Source organism: Alteromonas ulvae (assembly GCF_048987005.1).
Taxonomy (GTDB): Bacteria; Pseudomonadota; Gammaproteobacteria; order Enterobacterales; family Alteromonadaceae; genus Alteromonas.
In genome coordinates this window covers 2,281,548-2,298,816 of the sequence record NZ_CP185261.1, presented here as the reverse complement: position 1 = coordinate 2,298,816, position 17,269 = coordinate 2,281,548, and the positions used below count along the sequence as shown (strand labels likewise).

Genomic DNA, 17,269 nt, shown 5'->3' with positions numbered 1-17,269 from the left:
CCATTCGGAGATTTCTAATGTCATCAGTAACATTTCAAGGTAATGAAGTAAAAACGGTAGGCGAATTACCCAGTGTAGGCGCAAGTGCACCTGCATTTACGCTAGTTAAAGCAGATTTAAGCGAAGTTGCTTTGTCTGACTTGTCTGGAAAGCAAGTTGTTTTAAACATCTTTCCATCAATTGACACTGGAACGTGTGCCACATCGGTTCGTAAATTTAATGAGCATGCCGCAACGCTAGACAATACTGTGGTCATTTGTGTGTCAGCAGACTTACCTTTTGCTGCAGGCCGTTTTTGTGGTGCAGAAGGTATTGAGAACGTTATCACAGGTTCTACATTCCGCTCATCATTTGGCGATGACTACGGTGTCGCATTTGAATCAGCACCGTTAACAGGTTTAATGTCCCGTTGTGTTGTTGTCATCGATACCAATGGTAACGTGGTTTACACAGAGCAAGTAGCTGAAACTACTGAAGAACCAAATTATGATGCTGCAGTTGCTGCATTAAGCTAAACTCTCGTAATTGGTTGTGCAGTTTATATAATCGATTGGAAACCGCTGGCATGAATAAGCGTGCCAGTGGCAACCGATGTATTTTTAAATACTGCGATTTGTAGTTTTAGGAGAGACCTATGACATCAACGTTACTTCAAGTTGGAGAGCTTGCCAGTAAAATGCAGGAGAAACCTGTAACCCTTCTGCGAGCGTTGATGGATGATCCGCTTACCCAAACGCCCGACAAGCGAGGGGCCATGGTGTTACCGGCCTCAGTCGATTTAGACCTAGACGGTGAGGGCAGCGATCATGCCACTGGCTTTCCCCACAGTATGCCGTCTGCCGAGGATCTCGCAGTATATTTAGGTAAGCAGGGCATAACGGCAAACACCACGGTTGTGGCTTATGATACAAGAGGCATTTATAGCGCCCCTCGTGCTTGGTGGATGCTTAAAGCGCTAGGGCACAATGATGTGTATTTACTTGATGGTGGACAACCTGCTTGGAAAAACGCAGGTCTTCCTGTAGCGGAGCAACAGCACTTCGGCAAGCTGACTTACCACCCGTCGCCTCGCAATGGATGGTTTGTTAATTCCAGCGCGGTGCTTCAGTCACTCAATACCGATGCACAATTAGTAGATGCGAGAAGTACGCCACGTTTTAGAGGGGAGGTATCTGAGCCTCGCGTTGGTGTGCGCTCCGGTCATATGCCTGGCGCGTTAAACCTGCCTTTCGGTAATCTTATTGAAAACGGTCGCTATCTCCCTATAGACTCCCTCAAGCAGGTTTTTGAGCAAGCAGGCATAAATTTATCTCTGCCGATTATTTGTACCTGCGGGTCTGGAATTACAGCATGTGTTGTTGGTTTTGCCGCCCTTTTATGTGGCGCGAAAAACGTCTCTATTTATGATGGTTCTTGGTCAGAGTGGGGGGCCGATCCTCAATATCCCGTTATCGTTGATTAACGCTTAGGCACAATTTAATAATAAAGATTCAACACTAAAGAATCAACGAATCAGACATAGTCATTCCAATGGATTGAAAACCATGCCTCAAATAAAAACACTGCCGAAAATCGTGGTACTGACTGGTGCAGGCATCTCTGCGGAGTCGGGGTTGAAAACCTTTCGTGATAATGACGGCCTATGGGAAAATCACAGCGTTGAAGAGGTGGCAACACCACAAGCCTTCGACAATAACCCTGAGTTAGTATACCGCTTTTACAATGCGCGAAGAGCGCAATTGCAAGACAACCAAGTGTCTGCCAATAAGGCTCACCATGCACTTGCTACATTAGAGCAGCATTGGAAAGCGCAAATGGTGTTAGTGACACAAAATGTCGATAATTTGCATGAACGCGGGGGCAGCGAACGTGTGCTGCATATGCACGGCGAACTTCTCTCTGCTCGATGTGGTTTCTCAAACCAAACATTTGAATGGTCAGAGTCATTCGATGGTAAGACTTCGTGTCCGTGCTGTAACAATAAAACGTTAAGACCAGACATAGTGTGGTTTGGTGAAATGCCCATGTTTATGGACGAAATAATGTCTCACCTTTCTTCCGCAGACATTTTTATCGCCATTGGTACCTCTGGTAATGTGTATCCAGCAGCAGGCTTTGTTCAGCTAGCAAAAAGTGCGGGTGCTCACACGATTGAGGCGAACTTAGAACCAGGCAGCTCAAATGCATTATTTGATGAGTCGCTTACGGGGTTGGCCTCAGAAGTTGTGCCGAAATGGGTCGACGACACTATTGCTCAATATACAACATAGAAGACAGCGTAAATGCAGTACCTTAACGAATTCCTTACCATCGCTTTAGTACATTTAGTGGCTGTGGCAAGCCCCGGCCCAGACTTTGCCATTGTGGTGAGAAATAGTGTCGCCTATGGACGACGAATTGCTATATTCACCAGTATAGGCATCGGTGCCGCTATTTTATTGCATGTTGCCTATTCCCTAGTAGGGCTCAGTGTGGTTATTGCCACTACGCCCTGGCTGTTTACCACGTTTAGCTATTTGGCAGCGGCCTATTTACTTTACCTTGCGTTTGGGGCGCTGCGAAGCGGTCCATCTACGGATGCTATGCCAGATAAGCAAACAGTCGCAAGCGCTATGATATCGCCGAAAAAAGCACTTTGGATGGGCTTTTTGACTAACGGTCTCAATCCTAAAGCTACCTTATTCTTTCTGTCGTTGTTCACTGCCATTATCAGTATCGACACACCTTTCAGCGTAAGGTTGGGGTATGGCATCTACCTTGCGATAGCCACCGGACTGTGGTTTTGCTTTTTATCCTATATGCTCAGCACCTCAAAAGTGGCAGAGTTTATTGGCAAGAAAGGCTATTGGTTAGACCGCGCAATGGGCGTTTTATTGGTGGGGTTAGCAGTGAAGCTGGTCGCGGGTTAACGCGACCTTTTTTGGTAAGATTAAGTATTCAGAGCGTGCTTACTCTTCAGAATCTGGAGAGAGGGTTGCCAGCATGTAAGCAATGTCTTCTTTTAACGCTTTGTCTTCAATTTTATTAGCACTCACTTTCGCCGATTCAAGGCTTTTTATGGCTGCGTACTTTTGGCCGCATTCTAACTGTAATTGAGCCATTGAAAACGCAATGGAAGAGAGATGGTCTTTGGAATTTATCTTTTCTGCTTTTTTAAGCGCCTTGGCATAAATAACAAGCGCATCAACCAGTTCTTCTGTGAAATCGGCCAGCGTTTCCCACTGTTCGGGATGATCTTTGGGCGTATCTTCATGTTCAATACACAGCGCATTCAGGTCTTTGTATAAAGCTTCAAAGGTTTCCCTGTCGTCTTTATTGGCAGCTTCCATAAGCTGCTCGCTAAGTTGATATACAGCTTTATATATTTTGGTATTGATCATAAAAAACACATGTCCATCTTTGGTATTAAACGCGATAGCGCTATTGGTAAAAATCTCGCGGCAAACACCTTTCGAAGCGCCTCGCAATATGCACACATATTACCTTAATTAGACGAAACGTGTTTCGCATTCACCAAAGTATTTCTTCAATGTGCTCACTCTTTTGACTGACGTGAATGTTGAACGTTGTCGCAACGCAATACAAACAACAGCTACAGATAACTGAGCGTAGGCTGTTTAAAAAGAAAGATAGGTAAAGAAAAGACAGAAAAATAAAGATAGAAAAGCAAACCTTGAATTTTGCCACGTTAATAACTATTAACCCACAGGGGTAACTGTTGTTATGCTACAGACAAGCATTCGACTGCGTGAATTGTTATACTCGCGCGGTGATTACGTTTTAAAATAGGAACGAAGTGAAAGACGTTAATTCTGACCGCCTAAACACAACATTGGCAAAGCAATATCAATTCGATTTGAAATCGCTCTTGAAAAAAGCTTCTGTATTAACAAAAGCTAACTTTTCGCCTCTGCTTCAAAGCAGCGTTGTTTTGTTTCTCGCCTTTGTGATGATGGGCGTTATTGCTCAACGGTTTATTACAATCAACGACGACGGTAGTTATATATTCGAGCACCAGTCAGTGTTCGAAATTGTGGCTATTTGTATCGTTTCCCCACTTATCACCGGTCTTTATATGGCAGGCGTTAAGCATGCGAGGGGAGAGAGCACTACGGTGTTTTCGGTTTTTACCTATTTTCCTTTACTGTTTTTAGTGGCGTTAACACAGCTGGTTAACAGCATTTTAGTGCAGCTCGGCCTCGTGTTACTTATCATCCCTGGTATTTATTTTTATCTCGCCTCGTCATTTGCTTTGATGCTGGTGGCAGATAGAAAACTAACGCCTATTAGCGCCATTATTCTCTCTTGTCGCGTTTTTAATGCGTATTGGCGTCAAATGCTGAGCGTGTACGGCGTTTTCTTTCTATTATTTGCTACTGCGCCGCTTACTGTTGGTTTATCGCTCATTTGGGTATTACCCTTTTATTTTAGCGTTATGGGATTGCTATACGATGAATTGATAGGAGAACAAGGCGCCAGTGTTACTGCATCAGGAAATGACGTGAAAGAGTCTAATTTTAATGCATAAGCGAGAAACGTTTAAAATTGTCCTCATCACCACTGCTGTATTGGCCGTTATTGTTATCAACGCCATTATATTCAATGAGGAAACACCGGATATTCTCGACGTTCCAGAGACCATAAAGGCGAAAAAGCCCGTACCGGATTTTTCTGTTTACTCACAGATCGAAGAAAAAAAGGCTGCGTTTTTTAACTACTTGAGGCCAGAGGTAGAAAAACAGAACGCGTACTTGCTTACACTTCGTCATTATGTGCAAACCCTTTATCGAAAAGCGTTATCTGAAGAGCCTTTTAGTGAAGACGACATTACCCGTCTGGCGTGGTTAGAAAAAGAGTACCGAGTAAAGTCTTCAGATCCGCTGAACACGAAATTGCTTAACTTATTGCAAAAAATTGATGTGTTGCCTGCTGAGCTCGTCTTAGTACAGGCTGCTAATGAGTCAGCGTGGGGTACAAGTAGATTTGCCCGGGATGGCTATAACTTTTTCGGATTGTGGTGTTTTAGCAAAGGGTGCGGCTTTGTTCCAAGCCGGAGAAATGATGATGCTTCTCATGAAGTAGCAAAGTTCGACAATCTATCGCGGGCTACATACACTTATATGCGAAACCTAAACCGGCACGACGCGTATAAGGATTTACGAGAAATTCGTAGCCGATTAAGGGCCAATCAAATTGCTATTAACGGTGTAGCGTTAGCCGAAGGCTTAATGAAATATTCTGAGCGTGGCGCTGCCTACGTGGAAGAACTACAAAATATGATCAAGTATAACGAGGAGTTTTTAGGCGAATGATACGAGTTGCTATGGTGTTGCTGTGTGGGTTTTTCACCGGTCAGTCAATTGCAGAAACAATTGATGTTGAATACAGTCGGTTTTACAGCCACGTAAAAAAGTTGGATAACGAAGATACCCAAGCTTTGCAATTCGCATTCGGATTTCTACGTGTAGGTGAAGGGCGTTTATGCGGGGTTAACAGTGCTGACATTGTCACTGACAAACAAACAATGAGCCTAGATGTAAGCAATGAAGGACGTTTTACGGTGCCTACCGAAAAAGCGCTTAAACTTGCAAATGCAATAATACGGATATCGTTGGTTGAGCGCGCCAATGTGTGCGATATGTCGGTACAGCTTGAGACTAAACCAGAGTATTTAAAAGCTAGCTATACCAAAAATGAGTTAACTTTTGTGTATGGCCAGTACGAAGCGTTCTTTAATGAAATGGGGAGCTTCCTGTCTTTTCTCATGCCAACGGTTAAAGGCTTGATGATACATTTTGAGGACAGAGATTTAGACTATATTACGCCTGAGGGCGTTACCATCACCAATGGTGTATTGCATATCGAGCAGGAGTGGATAAGCGAAGCAAAAGGGTTATCGTTACCTCAAGCTCCGCTACGTATTACCGCAATGGCATCAAGTTAACAGTTGATAGCGTATTTGCTCTGCAAGTCGGTTGATAGTTTCTTCACCCTTCGCGCAGAGCTCTTCAGCGCGGTGAAACTCCATAATACCTACGTCAGTGAGCTGTGGCTCAATTAAAATATCTGGCGGGTCGCCAGCAAGTCGAGAACGGGTTACTCTAGCTTGCAATATCTCTAAGGAGCTACTCATTACGCTCATTATCCCTGGCGGATTTTTCTTGTTAACCGTAGCAGGGACTTCAATCACCTCTTCTTCAACTTTTTCGATGACTTCTGCACCTAATGAATCGTTATTGTCCTTTGATTCTTTATCAAGGCTGTTCTCAGAACCGCTTTCTTCCGACTTATTGTCTGAAGAGAACCACTGTTTCAGTGCGTTTTGGCTTTTGGTAAAAAAGTCTTCGGTTTTTTGCTGGTTGTCTTCGTGATCTTTACGTAATTTCTCAAGTCGAAGGGGTCTAAAGTCGGCGTTGAGATTGACCGCAATAACAAAATCAGCACCTAGCTGACGACACAGGTTCACCGGCACGGGATTGACTACAGCACCATCTACTAACCACCTGTCATTGTAAGCTACCGGGGAAAAAAGTGCTGGAATGGCACAAGATGCTTGTATAGAAGTACCCACGGGACCTGAATCAAAAACAACTTCGCGACCTGTATACAGATCCGTTGCAACTGCAGCAAACGGCTTATTCATCGCTTCAAAACTATCCACGCAAAAATCGCTGGCGAGTTTATCAAACACTTTTTGGCCGCTGGCTAGACCGCCTCTGCGCAGGCCAACACCCATGAGTGCTAACACCTGCCAATCACTGAGAGAGCAGGCCCATTCTTTGAGACCTTCGAGTTTACCACTTGAATAGGCGGCACCTACATATGCACCGATAGAGCAGCCGGAGACTACATCGATTTTAATACCTAGTTTTTCTAGTGCTTGTATAATGCCAATGTGGGTCCAGCCTCTCGCTGCACCCGCTCCTAAAGCGAGTCCAATTTTCATCTATTGAGGTTCCATAATGTTGATGATGGCGATAGTGTCTGCTGGCTCAGCTGACTGCTCACTTTCTGGCTTTTCAAAAGAGGGCTCGTCAAAGCCAATGTCGCCATCTTTCACCGGGCCATCATGTGTCGTTATTGACTGAAAATCGTGTAAGTTACTGTCAACTAAATGGGATGGTGCCACATTCTGAAGGGCACTAAACATAGATTCAAGTCGTCCAGGAAAGCGATTATTCCAATCTTGAAGCATACCTTTAATATGCTGACGCTGTAAATTATCTTGTGAGCCACATAAATTGCACGGGATAATAGGAAAATCAGACAACGTAGAATATTCCTGAATGTCGCTTTCGGTGCAATATGCCAAGGGTCGTATAACGATATGCTCGCCATTATCACTGACTAGCTTAGGCGGCATAGACTTAAGCTTTCCACCGTGAAACATGTTAAGGAAAAACGTTTCAAGCATGTCATCTCGATGATGCCCTAACGCTATCTTGGTTGCGCCAAGCTCTTTTGCAGTGCGGTATAAAATACCTCTGCGCAGCCTCGAGCATAATGAACACGTGGTTTTGCCTTCAGGAATTTTATCTTTCACTATAGAGTAGGTGTCTTCTTCTACTATCTGATAGGCCACGCCTAAGCGAGTTAAATATTCAGGAAGAATATGTTCTGGAAAGCCGGGTTGTTTTTGGTCTAGGTTCACTGCCACAATATCAAAGTGAATAGGGGCGACGCGCTTCAAAAACATAAGAATATCGAGCATGGTGTAACTGTCTTTTCCGCCTGACAGGCACACCATTACTTTGTCATTCTCTTCAATCATGCCAAAGTCGGCTATGGCTTTACCCACATTGCGACGAAGACGCTTTTGCAGTTTATTGAAATTGTGTTTTTGCTTACTTTGCGCTGCAGCAGAGGACGACGATTCAGCGCCGTTTGTGCCTAAACTCATAATTAACTAACTTGGTTTGTGTGAAAGCCGCCATTATACAATAAAGCGGCTTTTGTTAACTATGCTTGTGTACGTTAAATATCTACGCTTTCAGGTTCATTAATCCCTGTTACACACTGTCGCTCTTTTTTAGCGTTTCTCAGCGTAAATAGAGTGCACTTTGAGACCCTTTGTGAGCACTACACGGTATAGGGCGACACAAAACCATTAGGCTTTATGGCTAGTACGTCGCAATTTAGCGCATCAATAACATGCTCTGCGGTATTGCCAATCAATGCGGCCGATATGCCAACCCGTCCAACGGTACCTATGATAACGAGCTCAGCATCTATCTCTTTAGCAACTTGCGGGATAACACGTTCAGGTAAACCTTCTCTCACAATACATTTGTTAGGGGCTATATCATGCTTAGCTGCATGGGCATTCATTTCATCAAGATGATGATTTTTAACCGCGCTGTGGTATTTTTCCGAATCAAACTCGGGAACCTCAATGGCAATATTGAGAGGAGTAGCGGGGTAGCTATTGACCAAATTAACATGGCCTTTTAGCAGCCGAGCATATTCATTGGCAATGTCGGTTATCTTGTCATTCAGGGCTTCGTGTTCTTCATCTTCGCTGCCCACGTTTACCGCCGCAATAATTTCACCATTTTCAGGCCAGTCATGGTCTTTTACTAACAACACTGGGCGAGGGCACTTTCTCATGAGATGCCAGTCGGTTGGCGTGAATATAACAGAAGCTAGGTCGTCGTGATTTTTTGTTGCTTTGACAACTAAGTCGATTTGATTGTTAAGCGCATAGAAAATGATGGATTCGTAGGCTTTATTGTTCCATTCAACCACTATGTCGATATTGGAAAAACCTTGTTCCTTGAGCTGCTGTGACAGTCGCTTAGATTGGTCTTTAGTAACAGCATCGCGCATAGTATCGCGCTCGTCAGGGCTTAGCATGGTGGTCATATCGTAAGAAAGGTCGTATACAACCATTAGCGCGGTTACGCTTGCGCCTGTTTTTTGGGAAACCTCTAGTGCGCGGCTTAACGCTGGTTGGTTATCGCGCTCTGCATCAAGAACCGCTAAAATGTGATTACACTCAATCATAACTTCTCCCTCCTATGAAGCTCTTCATTAAGTGTAATAGACAATAGGGAAAACGTGGGTTGTTTTAGATCAAAATTTTAACAAATTTGTCAAAGCCCTGTACCACGTTAACGTGCGCTAACCATTGCAAACAATGTTCGGCCCTTTAAGGGCGGTGACTTTGCCGTCGATAGCATCAAAATCGAGTATGGTGATCAGTTTGCCATCCACTTTAATTAACCCTTCTTTTTGAAAACGACTCAGTAACCGACTAATGGTCTCAATAGTCAGGCCTAGGTAATTCCCAATTTCGTTGCGGGTCATGGTTAGGTGAAACTCTCTGTGAGAGAAACCACGCTCTTCAAAACGCTGAGACAAGTGAGATATAAAATAAAGCAGGCGTTCTTCAGCGGTGCGTTTATTGAGCATCATGATCATATCGTGATCTTGCTTTATTTCAGCGCTCATAAAACTCATGATTTGATGGCGAAGCTTGGGAAACTGAACAGACATTTCATCAAGGGTGTCGTAGGGAAGCTCACATACCATGGCCGTTTCTAGCGCCTGGGTGTAGCTTTGATGCCTACTTTCGCGAAGCGCATCGAAGCCCACAATATCACCAGGAAAATGAAAACCGGTTATTTGTTCTTCACCCTCTGAATTAGTCACAAACGACTTAAACGATCCGGTTCTTACTGCAAATAATGACGTAAACGTGTCGCCGTGATTAATTAATGTGTCACCTTTGTGCAGCGGCTTTTTGCGTTCGATAATGTCATCTAATGATTCGATTTCGGTTTTATTCAATGCCACAGGTAAACACAAGTGACTAAAGCTGCAGTTTTGGCAGTGGATAGAAAATCCGCTTCCTTTGCTCATAGTTTCTATTCTCTGTAAATTCACACCACTAAATGGTACAACATCATTTAGGATAATGCGCTATAAATAAGATAAGCTGCATATGAGGCCATCGCAATGGCGATACCTTGTCGAACCAGACTATGCTTAAACCCCTGAATAATATACTGGCTGCCAGTGCTTACCGCAAGCAGGGTGGGCAGTGTACCCAGCCCAAAACACAACATGATACCAGCGCCCTGAATTGCTGAGCCCGCCGCGAGAGACCAGGTTAAAGTGGAATAAACTAGACCACAAGGTAGCCAACCCCAAATAAACCCATAGGGTATGGCGCTAAAAGGAGTTTTAAAGGGTAAAAAGCGTTTTGAAACTGGCTGGATATAGCGAAATAGATGTTTGCCCACACTTTCAAGTACCGTGAGCCCTGTCCACCATTTGCCTAAATAACATGCCAATAAAAATACCATAACGGCACTTAGAATAGATAACGCATAACTGGCCACGGGTACAAAGTCGGTGGCCATTTTGCCTAAGGTTCCGGTAATTGCGCCTGCGAGTGTGTAACTGATAATACGACCAATGTTGTAGGCAAGCGTGAAGGGAAGTGCAGGTTTATCTTTTGGCGTTACCATTCTAAGCGCTGATACAATGCCACCGCACATTCCAACGCAGTGCACTCCGCCGGCTAAGCCAATCAAAAATGCAGAAAAGTAATTAATCTGATCCATGCTTATCTTGTTCTTGCTGAAGCTTTTTGCGTTGCTCGGCCAGCTTCTTCTCTTTGGGTGGTAAGTCGTCATCAAACAAAATGCTGTAACCTTGTCGGTCTAGGTCTTCAAATTGATTCGATTTAACAGCCCAAAAAAAAATAACGATCGCAAGCGCAACAATGATGATCGCTATGGGAATTAAAACATAGATAATGCTCATGTTATTTGCTCAATAATCGTGTTGAATTGGTTACCACAATGATACTGCTTAACGACATACCTACAACCGCCATCCAAGGAGAAAGTAACCCCGAAACGGCAAAGGGTAGAATAATAAGGTTATACAGCACAGACCAACCAATGTTTTGGCGAATTTTTTTCCGGGTTTGGTGCGCTGTATCGATAAGTGCCGGGACAGACAATAACTGATCGCCCAACAAAATAACATCGGCGGCGGTTTTAGCCACGTCAGTGGCGTTGCCTACAGCCACTGCAACGTCGGCACTGGCCAATACTGGCGCGTCGTTAATGCCATCACCCATCATCATCACCTTTTTGCCCTGTGACTGAAGCTTTTGAACCTCCTCGAATTTCTGTTCAGGGGTAAGTCCGCCTAAGGCTACTGATACTGGCAGTGATGCAGTAAGGTCATCCACGTTTTGCTGTGTATCTCCACTAAGCACAACCAATAGGTTTGTTAAAGCCAAAGCGTCTAGGGTTGATTTGGTATCATTGCGAAGCGTATCGCTCACTTCAAATGCTGCAACGAGTTTCCCTTTTGTCGCTAGGTATACATTAGCGGCAATGGGAATACTCTCACGACTCGCCAGGTCAGCACCGCAAAAGACAGCTGAACCCATTTCAAAGACAACGCCGTTGACTTCCCCACTTATTCCGCCACCGGGGGTCACCGTAAATTGAGATACCTTATGTTTGATGTCATCAGAAAATGCGTGTGCGATAGGGTGCTCAGAGCGTGACTCTAGCGCCGAGGCAATTTCCCAAGCCCGCTGGCTGTCTACACCTTGCGCGTACCAGCTATGTCGAAGACTAAATTTGCCTTGGGTAAGCGTGCCCGTTTTGTCTAATGCTACCGTGTCAATTGTGGTGATTTGCTCTAGGGCATCGGCTCGCTTTAGCAAAATGCCTTGTTTGTTCAATTTGGCCATTGCACAGGTTAAGGCTGAAGGGGTTGCTAAACCTAATGCACACGGGCAGGTAGCAACAAGTACAGAGATGGTGATCCAAAACGCGTCTGCATTGCCGACATAGGTCCAATAGCCGTAGGTGAGTACTGCAATAAGTAACACCGATACCACAAAGTAGCGAGAGAACTCATCAGCAAGCTGTGCCGCCTTTGGCTTGCTCGCCATAGCACTTGCTTGCAAACGCATTATCTGATTAACCAGCGCATTCTTAAGGGTATTTGTTACGACAACGGTTAATAAGCCGTCTTTGCATATCGTGCCGCCGTAAACTGTGCTTTTTTCGTGTTTCATCACAGGGTTAAATTCCCCTGTGAGCATGGACTCATCCACCGACGCATTGCCGTTTGTAACAAAGCCATCTATAGGAATAGTTTCCCCAGGCTTTACTAGCACCACATCGTCTTTTGACAGTTGCTTAGCCAAGCATTCGCTCACACTTCCATCGGCTTCTAATTTGGTCGCCGAAACGGGTATGTATTGCATCATATTTGCTGAAATTTGCGCTGCACGATGTCTGCTTCTATGTTCTAAAAACCGGCTTAACAGCAGCAAAAAGATAAACATACAGATAGATTCGAAGTACACCTCTCCCTGTTCTAAAAGGGTTGAACGAATACCGGCTATGTAGGTACCAAAAATAGCGATGGTAACGGGCACGTCCATATTGACTGTTTTAGCACTTATCGCTTTTAAGGCGCCCAAATAAAATGTGCTTCCGGAATACAGCACCACTGGCGTGGTAAGTGTAAGCGCCACCCAGTAAAAGTATTGTCGGGTTTCTAATTCGATAGCGCCAAACCAATCAAAATAAAGGCCTGTCATCAGCATCATCACCTGCATGGTCATAATACCGGCTAACCCTAGCTTTTTAATAAAGACCTTTTCTTCGCGCTTGTAACTGGCCTCGTGCTCATCAGGGTGAAAAGGGGAGCCGGAATAGCCGATGCGCTTTAACATGGATAGAATTTGGCTTAATTTAATGACTGAGGCAGACCACGTCACTAAGGCACGACGTTCTTGTACGTTTACCGCGACTTGCTTAATACCGTCTACTTTGGATAATTGCTTTTCAATTAACCAACCGCAAGCGGCACAGGTGATACCCTCAAGGGTTAATTGTATTTGTTTATGCTTACCTTCGTCGTAAACGAATTCATCTTGAAGCGCTGGCTCATCAAACACTTTTAACCTGTCTAAGGTATCGAGAATGCTATCGTCAGACTTTTGGGCAGGTTCGGTTCTAAACTGATAATAGTCTTCCAAGCCATTGCTTACAATGGCCTCGGCAACCGCCAAACAGCCAGGGCAGCACATTTGTCTGGTCTGGCCTAAAATGACGGTTTCAAAACGCTTGTCGTCATCATTGGGTAAACCGCAGTGATAACAGGTCAATTCGCTCATTACGGGTTAAACTTTATAACATCAGCGGTGGGCAGTATCAGCGTATTTTGAATTTTCCAGCTTTCGTCCACGGGTGTCAGCGAAACCTGCCATTTACCGTCTAAATTCGATTCTATGAATCCGCGGTAAATACCGTTAGCATCCCGGCTAAGCAGGGTGCTTACATCTTTCTCTTCTAAAGTGACATGATAAAAGTTTAGCTTCAGCGCATTACCCTCTGCTGGAATGCCTGAGTGAAACTCTAACGCAATGCTGCCGTCTTTTATCGTGAGATCGGATGTCATGTTAAGTTTGCGTGCAACGGCTTCTTTGTCTAGCCGTGCATTAATTGCTTTACCTTCTTTGTAGTAATCGTCTACCACCAAACTATCTTCTGTTGAAATGGCAAGCTTAAGCAACACGCCTCCCATGATTGCGGTGATCACTGGCACGGCAATAAGAAACCACGGCCAAAATTGTTTATACCAAGGTGTATTCATTAATCGTTGATCTCATCGTTGTTTCGCTAACTGCATATTCATGTTCACTTACTGCTAGCTTAAGGCATCGCGACTTTCAAAAACCGCGCAGAAATAATCATGAATATACATTTGGTGTTTATATTTGATAGCTTCTGTTTATGTAAAACAAATGGCTAAGTGATGGTATTTTCTCATAAAAAAAGCCCCGCAGTAACGGGGCCTTTTGCGATATTTAGCTTTTCAATGATTAATCATTTGAAAGGCTATATACGTAAGCTGCAACAACGTGAATCTTATCTTTACCCAACGTCTTTTCAAAAGCGGGCATTACCCCGTTTCTGCCGTAGGTAAGCGTTTCCGTCACTGCTCTGTGGCTGCCGCCATAAAGCCAGATATTGTCAGTAAGGTTTGGAGCGCCAAGCATTTGATTGCCCTTACCGTCCATACCGTGACACGCTGCGCAAGCTGCGAAACGAGTCTTGCCAGCCTTAGCAAGCTGTGGGTCTACATCGCGACCGCTGAGGCTAAGCACATAGTTAACCACTTCGTTAATACCGTCTTCGCCCATAGCGTCAAGCCATGCTGGCATTGCTGCGCGACGACCGTTGATAAGCGTTTCCACAATTTTATCGCCCGAACCGCCGTACAACCAATCGTCATCCGTTAGGTTAGGGAAGCCACCGTTCTGACCACGCGCATCAGAACCGTGGCACTGTGAACAGTTTTGTAAGAACAAGCGTTGTCCAACTTTATTGGCTTCCGCGTCATTCGCTAACTCTTCAACAGGCACTTGTGCATAAGCTTCAAAGATAGGGTCAAACTTGTCTGCCGCATAATCTAGCTCGCGGTCATACTCGACGAGTTTACCTTGCTCTTTCGCATCTATACGGGCTTGCATAGACTCTTCTAGAGACTGGACGTTCTGGTTCGAACTTTTCCATCCTAGAAGACCTTCGTATGCACCTAAGCCTGGGTATAGTGCAAGATATATAAAGCCCCAAACGATGGTCATGTAGAACATAATTGTCCACCAACGAGGAAGCTGATTGTTCAACTCCTCAATCCCATCGAATTCGTGACCCATCGACTCACCTTCTGGTACACCTGTCTGGTTAGAAAGGCACCAGCGCAGAAGGAAGTAGCAACCAATGATAAGCCCTAGGGTTATCACTGAAATCCAAATTGTCCAAAACATACTCATGAGTTCAAGACTCCTGCTAATCTTCTTTTGATTTTTCTTTTTCTTCGTCTGCAAACGGAAGGTTTGCGGCTTCATCAAACTTTTGTTTGTTGCGACTACTGAAAGCCCACCAAACTATGCCGATAAAGCTAACAAAGACGATGATAGTAAAAATACTGCCTATAATTCCTTGGTCCATATTATTTCAAATGTGTGCCAAGAGATTGTAGATAAGCAATAAGGGCCTGCATTTCTGATTTACCCTGTACTGCCGCTTTTGCACCCGCGATATCTTCATCGGTGTAAGGAACACCAAAGCCGCGGAATACTTCCATTTTCTCTGCCGTCAACTCGCCTTTAAGCGTGTTTTCTGCAAGCCAAGGAAAACCTGGCATATTAGATTCTGGAACAACATTGCGAGGATTGAGCAGATGGACACGATGCCACTCGTCACTATAACGACCACCAACGCGTGCAAGATCAGGACCTGTACGTTTTGAGCCCCAAAGGAAAGGGTGCTCCCACACAGATTCACCAGCAACGCTGTAGTGACCGTAACGCTCAGTTTCAGCACGGAACGGGCGAATCATCTGACTGTGACATCCCACGCATCCTTCACGGATATAGATGTCTCGACCTTCAAGTTCAAGTGCAGTGTAAGGACGTAGCCCTTTAACCGGTTCCATTGTCTGCTGTTGAAACATCAACGGCGTAATCTGAACCATGGCACCAAAACTAATAGCAACTAGAATTAGTACCGTTAAAAGGCCAACATTTTTTTCAATTAACTCATGTGGATTTTTCATTATTCGACTCCTTTACTACGCCGGCTGTGTCGCTGGGTCAACAGCGATACTACCTTTAGGGGCACGAACGGTTTTCCATGTGTTATAAGCCATGACAAGCATACCTGTAACCACGAAACAGCCACCAATGAAACGCACTACGTAAAACGGCTTCGATGCTTCTAAAGACTCAACAAAACTGTACGTCAATGTGCCGTCAGCATTAACTGCACGCCACATAAGGCCTTGTAGTACGCCCGACATCCACATTGCTACGATGTAAAGTACAACGCCAATTGTGGCAAACCAGAAGTGAACATTAACAAGACGGGTGCTGTACATCGCCGGCTGGTTAAATAGTATTGGGATCAAGTGGTAAATAGAGCCAATTGACACCATAGCAACCCAACCTAGTGCGCCAGAGTGCACGTGTCCTATTGTCCAGTCAGTGTAATGCGATAATGCATTGACTGTTTTTATTGCCATCATCGGGCCTTCAAAGGTAGACATACCATAGAACGATAGTGAAACAATTAGGAAGCGCAATACTGGGTCGGTACGTAGTTTGTGCCATGCACCTGAGAGAGTCATTATACCGTTTATCATTCCGCCCCAAGAAGGCACGAACAAGATTATCGACATTACCATTCCAAGTGACTGCGTCCAATCTGGAAGGGCAGTGTAATGAAGGTGGTGAGGACCAGCCCAAATGTAAAGTGAAATCAGCGCCCAAAAGTGAACGATTGATAATCTGTATGAGTAAACCGGGCGTCCAGCTTGTTTAGGCACGAAGTAATACATCATTCCTAAGAATCCGGCCGTAAGGAAGAAGCCTACAGCGTTGTGTCCGTACCACCACTGCATCATGGCATCCACTGCACCCGCATATAAGGAATAGGATTTAGTGAAAGACACAGGAATTGCCATGCTGTTACCAATGTGCAAAACAGCAACGGTAAGCATGAATGCACCTAAGAACCAGTTTGCCACGTAAATGTGCGAAACCTTACGAATCACCAACGTACCGAAGAAGTTGATAATGTACGCAATCCAGACGAGGGCAATTAAGATATCGATTGGCCATTCTAGCTCAGCGTATTCTTTTGAACTGCTAAGCCCCATGGGTAACGTGATAACAGCAAGTACGATGACTGCTTGCCAGCCCCAGAAAGTAAATTGAGCGAGCTTGTCGCTAAACAATCTTACTTGACAGGTACGTTGAACGATATAGTACGACGTCGCAAATAATGCGCAGCCGCCAAAGGCAAAGATAACGGCGTTCGTGTGCAAAGGACGCAAACGCGAAAATGTTAGCCACGGTGTGTCAAAGTTGAGCATAGGTGCAAACAATTGCGCTGCAATGAATACCCCCAGTCCCATACCAATGATACCCCAGACTATGGTCATGATGGTAAATTGCCTAACTACTTTATAATTGTAATCAGGTTGTGCTTGGCTTGTCTCACTCATTTTAATGAATCTTCCACTTCAAATGAACTATGGTCTCCAACTGCCAAAATAGTGCGGTTGAAACGCGTATCAGCTAATAATAACGCTTCACACCGAGCCCGGAAAGAGTAATAATTATTGTCTCCAAGCCAGTTGGTTCGCGGATAATAAGGTTTTTGATAACAAAAAGATACCACAAACTGGCCTTGCTTGATCTCTATCAATAAAGAAATAC

General features: G+C 44.6%; 20 protein-coding genes. 7 read left to right on the top strand and 13 right to left on the bottom strand.

Annotated elements, in window-relative coordinates; translation table 11 throughout:
• Window positions 1-17: 17 nt before the first annotated feature.
• The 4 genes from tpx to ACOJR9_RS09995 all read left to right on the top strand — a co-directional run bounded on the left by tpx (window position 18) and on the right by ACOJR9_RS09995 (window position 2,909).
• The gene (gene tpx, locus ACOJR9_RS10010) at window positions 18-515 is read left to right on the top strand and encodes a thiol peroxidase (protein ID WP_420932860.1); all 498 of its coding nucleotides are present in this window, start codon (window positions 18-20) and stop codon (window positions 513-515) included.
• Between the two features lie 119 nt (window positions 516-634).
• Window positions 635-1,462 carry a sulfurtransferase gene (locus ACOJR9_RS10005; RefSeq protein ID WP_420932859.1) on the top strand — a complete coding sequence of 276 codons (828 nt, stop codon included), beginning with the start codon at window positions 635-637 and terminating at the stop codon, window positions 1,460-1,462.
• A gap of 82 nt (window positions 1,463-1,544) precedes the next feature.
• Window positions 1,545-2,270 carry a Sir2 family NAD+-dependent deacetylase gene (gene cobB / locus ACOJR9_RS10000; protein WP_420932858.1) on the top strand — a complete coding sequence of 242 codons (726 nt, stop codon included), beginning with the start codon at window positions 1,545-1,547 and terminating at the stop codon, window positions 2,268-2,270.
• A 12-nt stretch (window positions 2,271-2,282) separates the two neighbouring features.
• Window positions 2,283-2,909 (top strand): LysE family translocator, encoded by a 627-nt coding sequence (locus ACOJR9_RS09995; protein WP_420932857.1) that lies wholly within the window; start codon window positions 2,283-2,285, stop codon window positions 2,907-2,909.
• Between the two features lie 39 nt (window positions 2,910-2,948).
• Here ACOJR9_RS09995 and ACOJR9_RS09990 read toward each other — a convergent pair whose 3' ends face one another.
• Window positions 2,949-3,380: a tetratricopeptide repeat protein gene (locus ACOJR9_RS09990; protein WP_420936099.1), complete on the bottom strand. Its 432-nt coding sequence runs from the start codon at window positions 3,378-3,380 to the stop codon at window positions 2,949-2,951.
• A gap of 416 nt (window positions 3,381-3,796) precedes the next feature.
• Here ACOJR9_RS09990 and ACOJR9_RS09985 point away from each other — a divergent pair, with 416 nt between their 5' ends.
• The 3 genes from ACOJR9_RS09985 to ACOJR9_RS09975 are packed head-to-tail and all read left to right on the top strand — an operon-like array spanning window position 3,797 to window position 5,944.
• Window positions 3,797-4,528 carry a stress protein gene (locus tag ACOJR9_RS09985; RefSeq protein WP_420932856.1) on the top strand — a complete coding sequence of 244 codons (732 nt, stop codon included), beginning with the start codon at window positions 3,797-3,799 and terminating at the stop codon, window positions 4,526-4,528.
• Window positions 4,521-5,312, top strand: coding sequence for a glucosaminidase domain-containing protein (locus ACOJR9_RS09980; protein ID WP_420932855.1), 792 nt, complete (start codon window positions 4,521-4,523; stop codon window positions 5,310-5,312). Before ACOJR9_RS09985 ends, ACOJR9_RS09980 begins: the two co-directional genes overlap by 8 nt.
• Window positions 5,309-5,944, top strand: a complete 636-nt coding sequence (locus ACOJR9_RS09975) for a DUF2987 domain-containing protein (protein WP_420932854.1) — start codon at window positions 5,309-5,311, stop codon at window positions 5,942-5,944. The genes ACOJR9_RS09980 and ACOJR9_RS09975 overlap by 4 nt, the downstream gene beginning before the upstream one ends.
• Here ACOJR9_RS09975 and ACOJR9_RS09970 read toward each other — a convergent pair.
• The 12 genes from ACOJR9_RS09970 to ccoN form a co-directional block, all read right to left on the bottom strand.
• Entirely contained in the window at window positions 5,936-6,946 is a 1,011-nt protein-coding gene (locus ACOJR9_RS09970; protein ID WP_420932853.1) for a patatin-like phospholipase family protein, read from the bottom strand. The two genes, ACOJR9_RS09975 and ACOJR9_RS09970, sit on opposite strands and share 9 nt — an antisense overlap.
• On the bottom strand, window positions 6,947-7,900 hold the full coding sequence (gene ttcA, locus ACOJR9_RS09965) for a tRNA 2-thiocytidine(32) synthetase TtcA (protein WP_420932852.1): 954 nt from the start codon (window positions 7,898-7,900) through the stop codon (window positions 6,947-6,949).
• A 179-nt stretch (window positions 7,901-8,079) separates the two neighbouring features.
• Window positions 8,080-9,003 carry a universal stress protein UspE gene (uspE, locus tag ACOJR9_RS09960; RefSeq protein WP_420932851.1) on the bottom strand — a complete coding sequence of 308 codons (924 nt, stop codon included), beginning with the start codon at window positions 9,001-9,003 and terminating at the stop codon, window positions 8,080-8,082.
• A gap of 117 nt (window positions 9,004-9,120) precedes the next feature.
• Window positions 9,121-9,861, bottom strand: coding sequence for a fumarate/nitrate reduction transcriptional regulator Fnr (fnr, locus tag ACOJR9_RS09955; protein ID WP_420932850.1), 741 nt, complete (start codon window positions 9,859-9,861; stop codon window positions 9,121-9,123).
• Between the two features lie 47 nt (window positions 9,862-9,908).
• Complete coding sequence (locus tag ACOJR9_RS09950) at window positions 9,909-10,568, bottom strand: sulfite exporter TauE/SafE family protein (protein ID WP_420932849.1); 660 nt, start codon at window positions 10,566-10,568, stop codon at window positions 9,909-9,911.
• Window positions 10,555-10,770, bottom strand: coding sequence for a cbb3-type cytochrome oxidase assembly protein CcoS (ccoS, locus tag ACOJR9_RS09945; RefSeq protein ID WP_420932848.1), 216 nt, complete (start codon window positions 10,768-10,770; stop codon window positions 10,555-10,557). Before ccoS ends, ACOJR9_RS09950 begins: the two co-directional genes overlap by 14 nt.
• 1 nt (window position 10,771) lies before the next feature.
• The gene (locus ACOJR9_RS09940) at window positions 10,772-13,159 is read right to left on the bottom strand and encodes a heavy metal translocating P-type ATPase (RefSeq protein WP_420932847.1); all 2,388 of its coding nucleotides are present in this window, start codon (window positions 13,157-13,159) and stop codon (window positions 10,772-10,774) included.
• Window positions 13,159-13,638, bottom strand: a complete 480-nt coding sequence (locus ACOJR9_RS09935; protein ID WP_420932846.1) for a FixH family protein — start codon at window positions 13,636-13,638, stop codon at window positions 13,159-13,161. Before ACOJR9_RS09935 ends, ACOJR9_RS09940 begins: the two co-directional genes overlap by 1 nt.
• Before the next feature lie 229 nt (window positions 13,639-13,867).
• Window positions 13,868-14,821, bottom strand: coding sequence for a cytochrome-c oxidase, cbb3-type subunit III (gene ccoP / locus ACOJR9_RS09930; RefSeq protein ID WP_032096242.1), 954 nt, complete (start codon window positions 14,819-14,821; stop codon window positions 13,868-13,870).
• A 16-nt stretch (window positions 14,822-14,837) separates the two neighbouring features.
• Entirely contained in the window at window positions 14,838-14,999 is a 162-nt protein-coding gene (locus ACOJR9_RS09925) for a cbb3-type cytochrome oxidase subunit 3 (RefSeq protein WP_032096241.1), read from the bottom strand.
• A gap of 1 nt (window position 15,000) precedes the next feature.
• Window positions 15,001-15,606, bottom strand: coding sequence for a cytochrome-c oxidase, cbb3-type subunit II (gene ccoO / locus ACOJR9_RS09920; protein WP_269519755.1), 606 nt, complete (start codon window positions 15,604-15,606; stop codon window positions 15,001-15,003).
• Window positions 15,607-15,621: 15 nt separating this feature from the next.
• Window positions 15,622-17,055, bottom strand: coding sequence for a cytochrome-c oxidase, cbb3-type subunit I (ccoN, locus tag ACOJR9_RS09915; protein ID WP_420932845.1), 1,434 nt, complete (start codon window positions 17,053-17,055; stop codon window positions 15,622-15,624).
• Window positions 17,056-17,269 lie beyond the last annotated feature (214 nt).

Excerpts from the sequence above, each read along its gene's own strand:
- tpx (WP_420932860.1), top strand. The coding sequence starts at position 18 with ATGTCATCAGTAACATTTCAAGGTAATGAAGTAAAAACGGTAGGCGAA.
- ACOJR9_RS10005 (WP_420932859.1), top strand. The coding sequence starts at position 635 with ATGACATCAACGTTACTTCAAGTTGGAGAGCTTGCCAGTAAAATGCAG.
- cobB (WP_420932858.1), top strand. The coding sequence starts at position 1,545 with ATGCCTCAAATAAAAACACTGCCGAAAATCGTGGTACTGACTGGTGCA.
- ACOJR9_RS09995 (WP_420932857.1), top strand. The coding sequence starts at position 2,283 with ATGCAGTACCTTAACGAATTCCTTACCATCGCTTTAGTACATTTAGTG.
- ACOJR9_RS09990 (WP_420936099.1), bottom strand. The coding sequence starts at position 3,380 with ATGATCAATACCAAAATATATAAAGCTGTATATCAACTTAGCGAGCAG.
- ACOJR9_RS09980 (WP_420932855.1), top strand. The coding sequence starts at position 4,521 with ATGCATAAGCGAGAAACGTTTAAAATTGTCCTCATCACCACTGCTGTA.
- ACOJR9_RS09975 (WP_420932854.1), top strand. The coding sequence starts at position 5,309 with ATGATACGAGTTGCTATGGTGTTGCTGTGTGGGTTTTTCACCGGTCAG.
- ACOJR9_RS09970 (WP_420932853.1), bottom strand. The coding sequence starts at position 6,946 with ATGAAAATTGGACTCGCTTTAGGAGCGGGTGCAGCGAGAGGCTGGACC.
- ttcA (WP_420932852.1), bottom strand. The coding sequence starts at position 7,900 with ATGAGTTTAGGCACAAACGGCGCTGAATCGTCGTCCTCTGCTGCAGCG.
- uspE (WP_420932851.1), bottom strand. The coding sequence starts at position 9,003 with ATGATTGAGTGTAATCACATTTTAGCGGTTCTTGATGCAGAGCGCGAT.
- fnr (WP_420932850.1), bottom strand. The coding sequence starts at position 9,861 with ATGAGCAAAGGAAGCGGATTTTCTATCCACTGCCAAAACTGCAGCTTT.
- ACOJR9_RS09950 (WP_420932849.1), bottom strand. The coding sequence starts at position 10,568 with ATGGATCAGATTAATTACTTTTCTGCATTTTTGATTGGCTTAGCCGGC.
- ccoS (WP_420932848.1), bottom strand. The coding sequence starts at position 10,770 with ATGAGCATTATCTATGTTTTAATTCCCATAGCGATCATCATTGTTGCG.
- ACOJR9_RS09940 (WP_420932847.1), bottom strand. The coding sequence starts at position 13,159 with ATGAGCGAATTGACCTGTTATCACTGCGGTTTACCCAATGATGACGAC.
- ACOJR9_RS09935 (WP_420932846.1), bottom strand. The coding sequence starts at position 13,638 with ATGAATACACCTTGGTATAAACAATTTTGGCCGTGGTTTCTTATTGCC.
- ccoP (WP_032096242.1), bottom strand. The coding sequence starts at position 14,821 with ATGAGTATGTTTTGGACAATTTGGATTTCAGTGATAACCCTAGGGCTT.
- ACOJR9_RS09925 (WP_032096241.1), bottom strand. The coding sequence starts at position 14,999 with ATGGACCAAGGAATTATAGGCAGTATTTTTACTATCATCGTCTTTGTT.
- ccoO (WP_269519755.1), bottom strand. The coding sequence starts at position 15,606 with ATGAAAAATCCACATGAGTTAATTGAAAAAAATGTTGGCCTTTTAACG.
- ccoN (WP_420932845.1), bottom strand. The coding sequence starts at position 17,055 with ATGAGTGAGACAAGCCAAGCACAACCTGATTACAATTATAAAGTAGTT.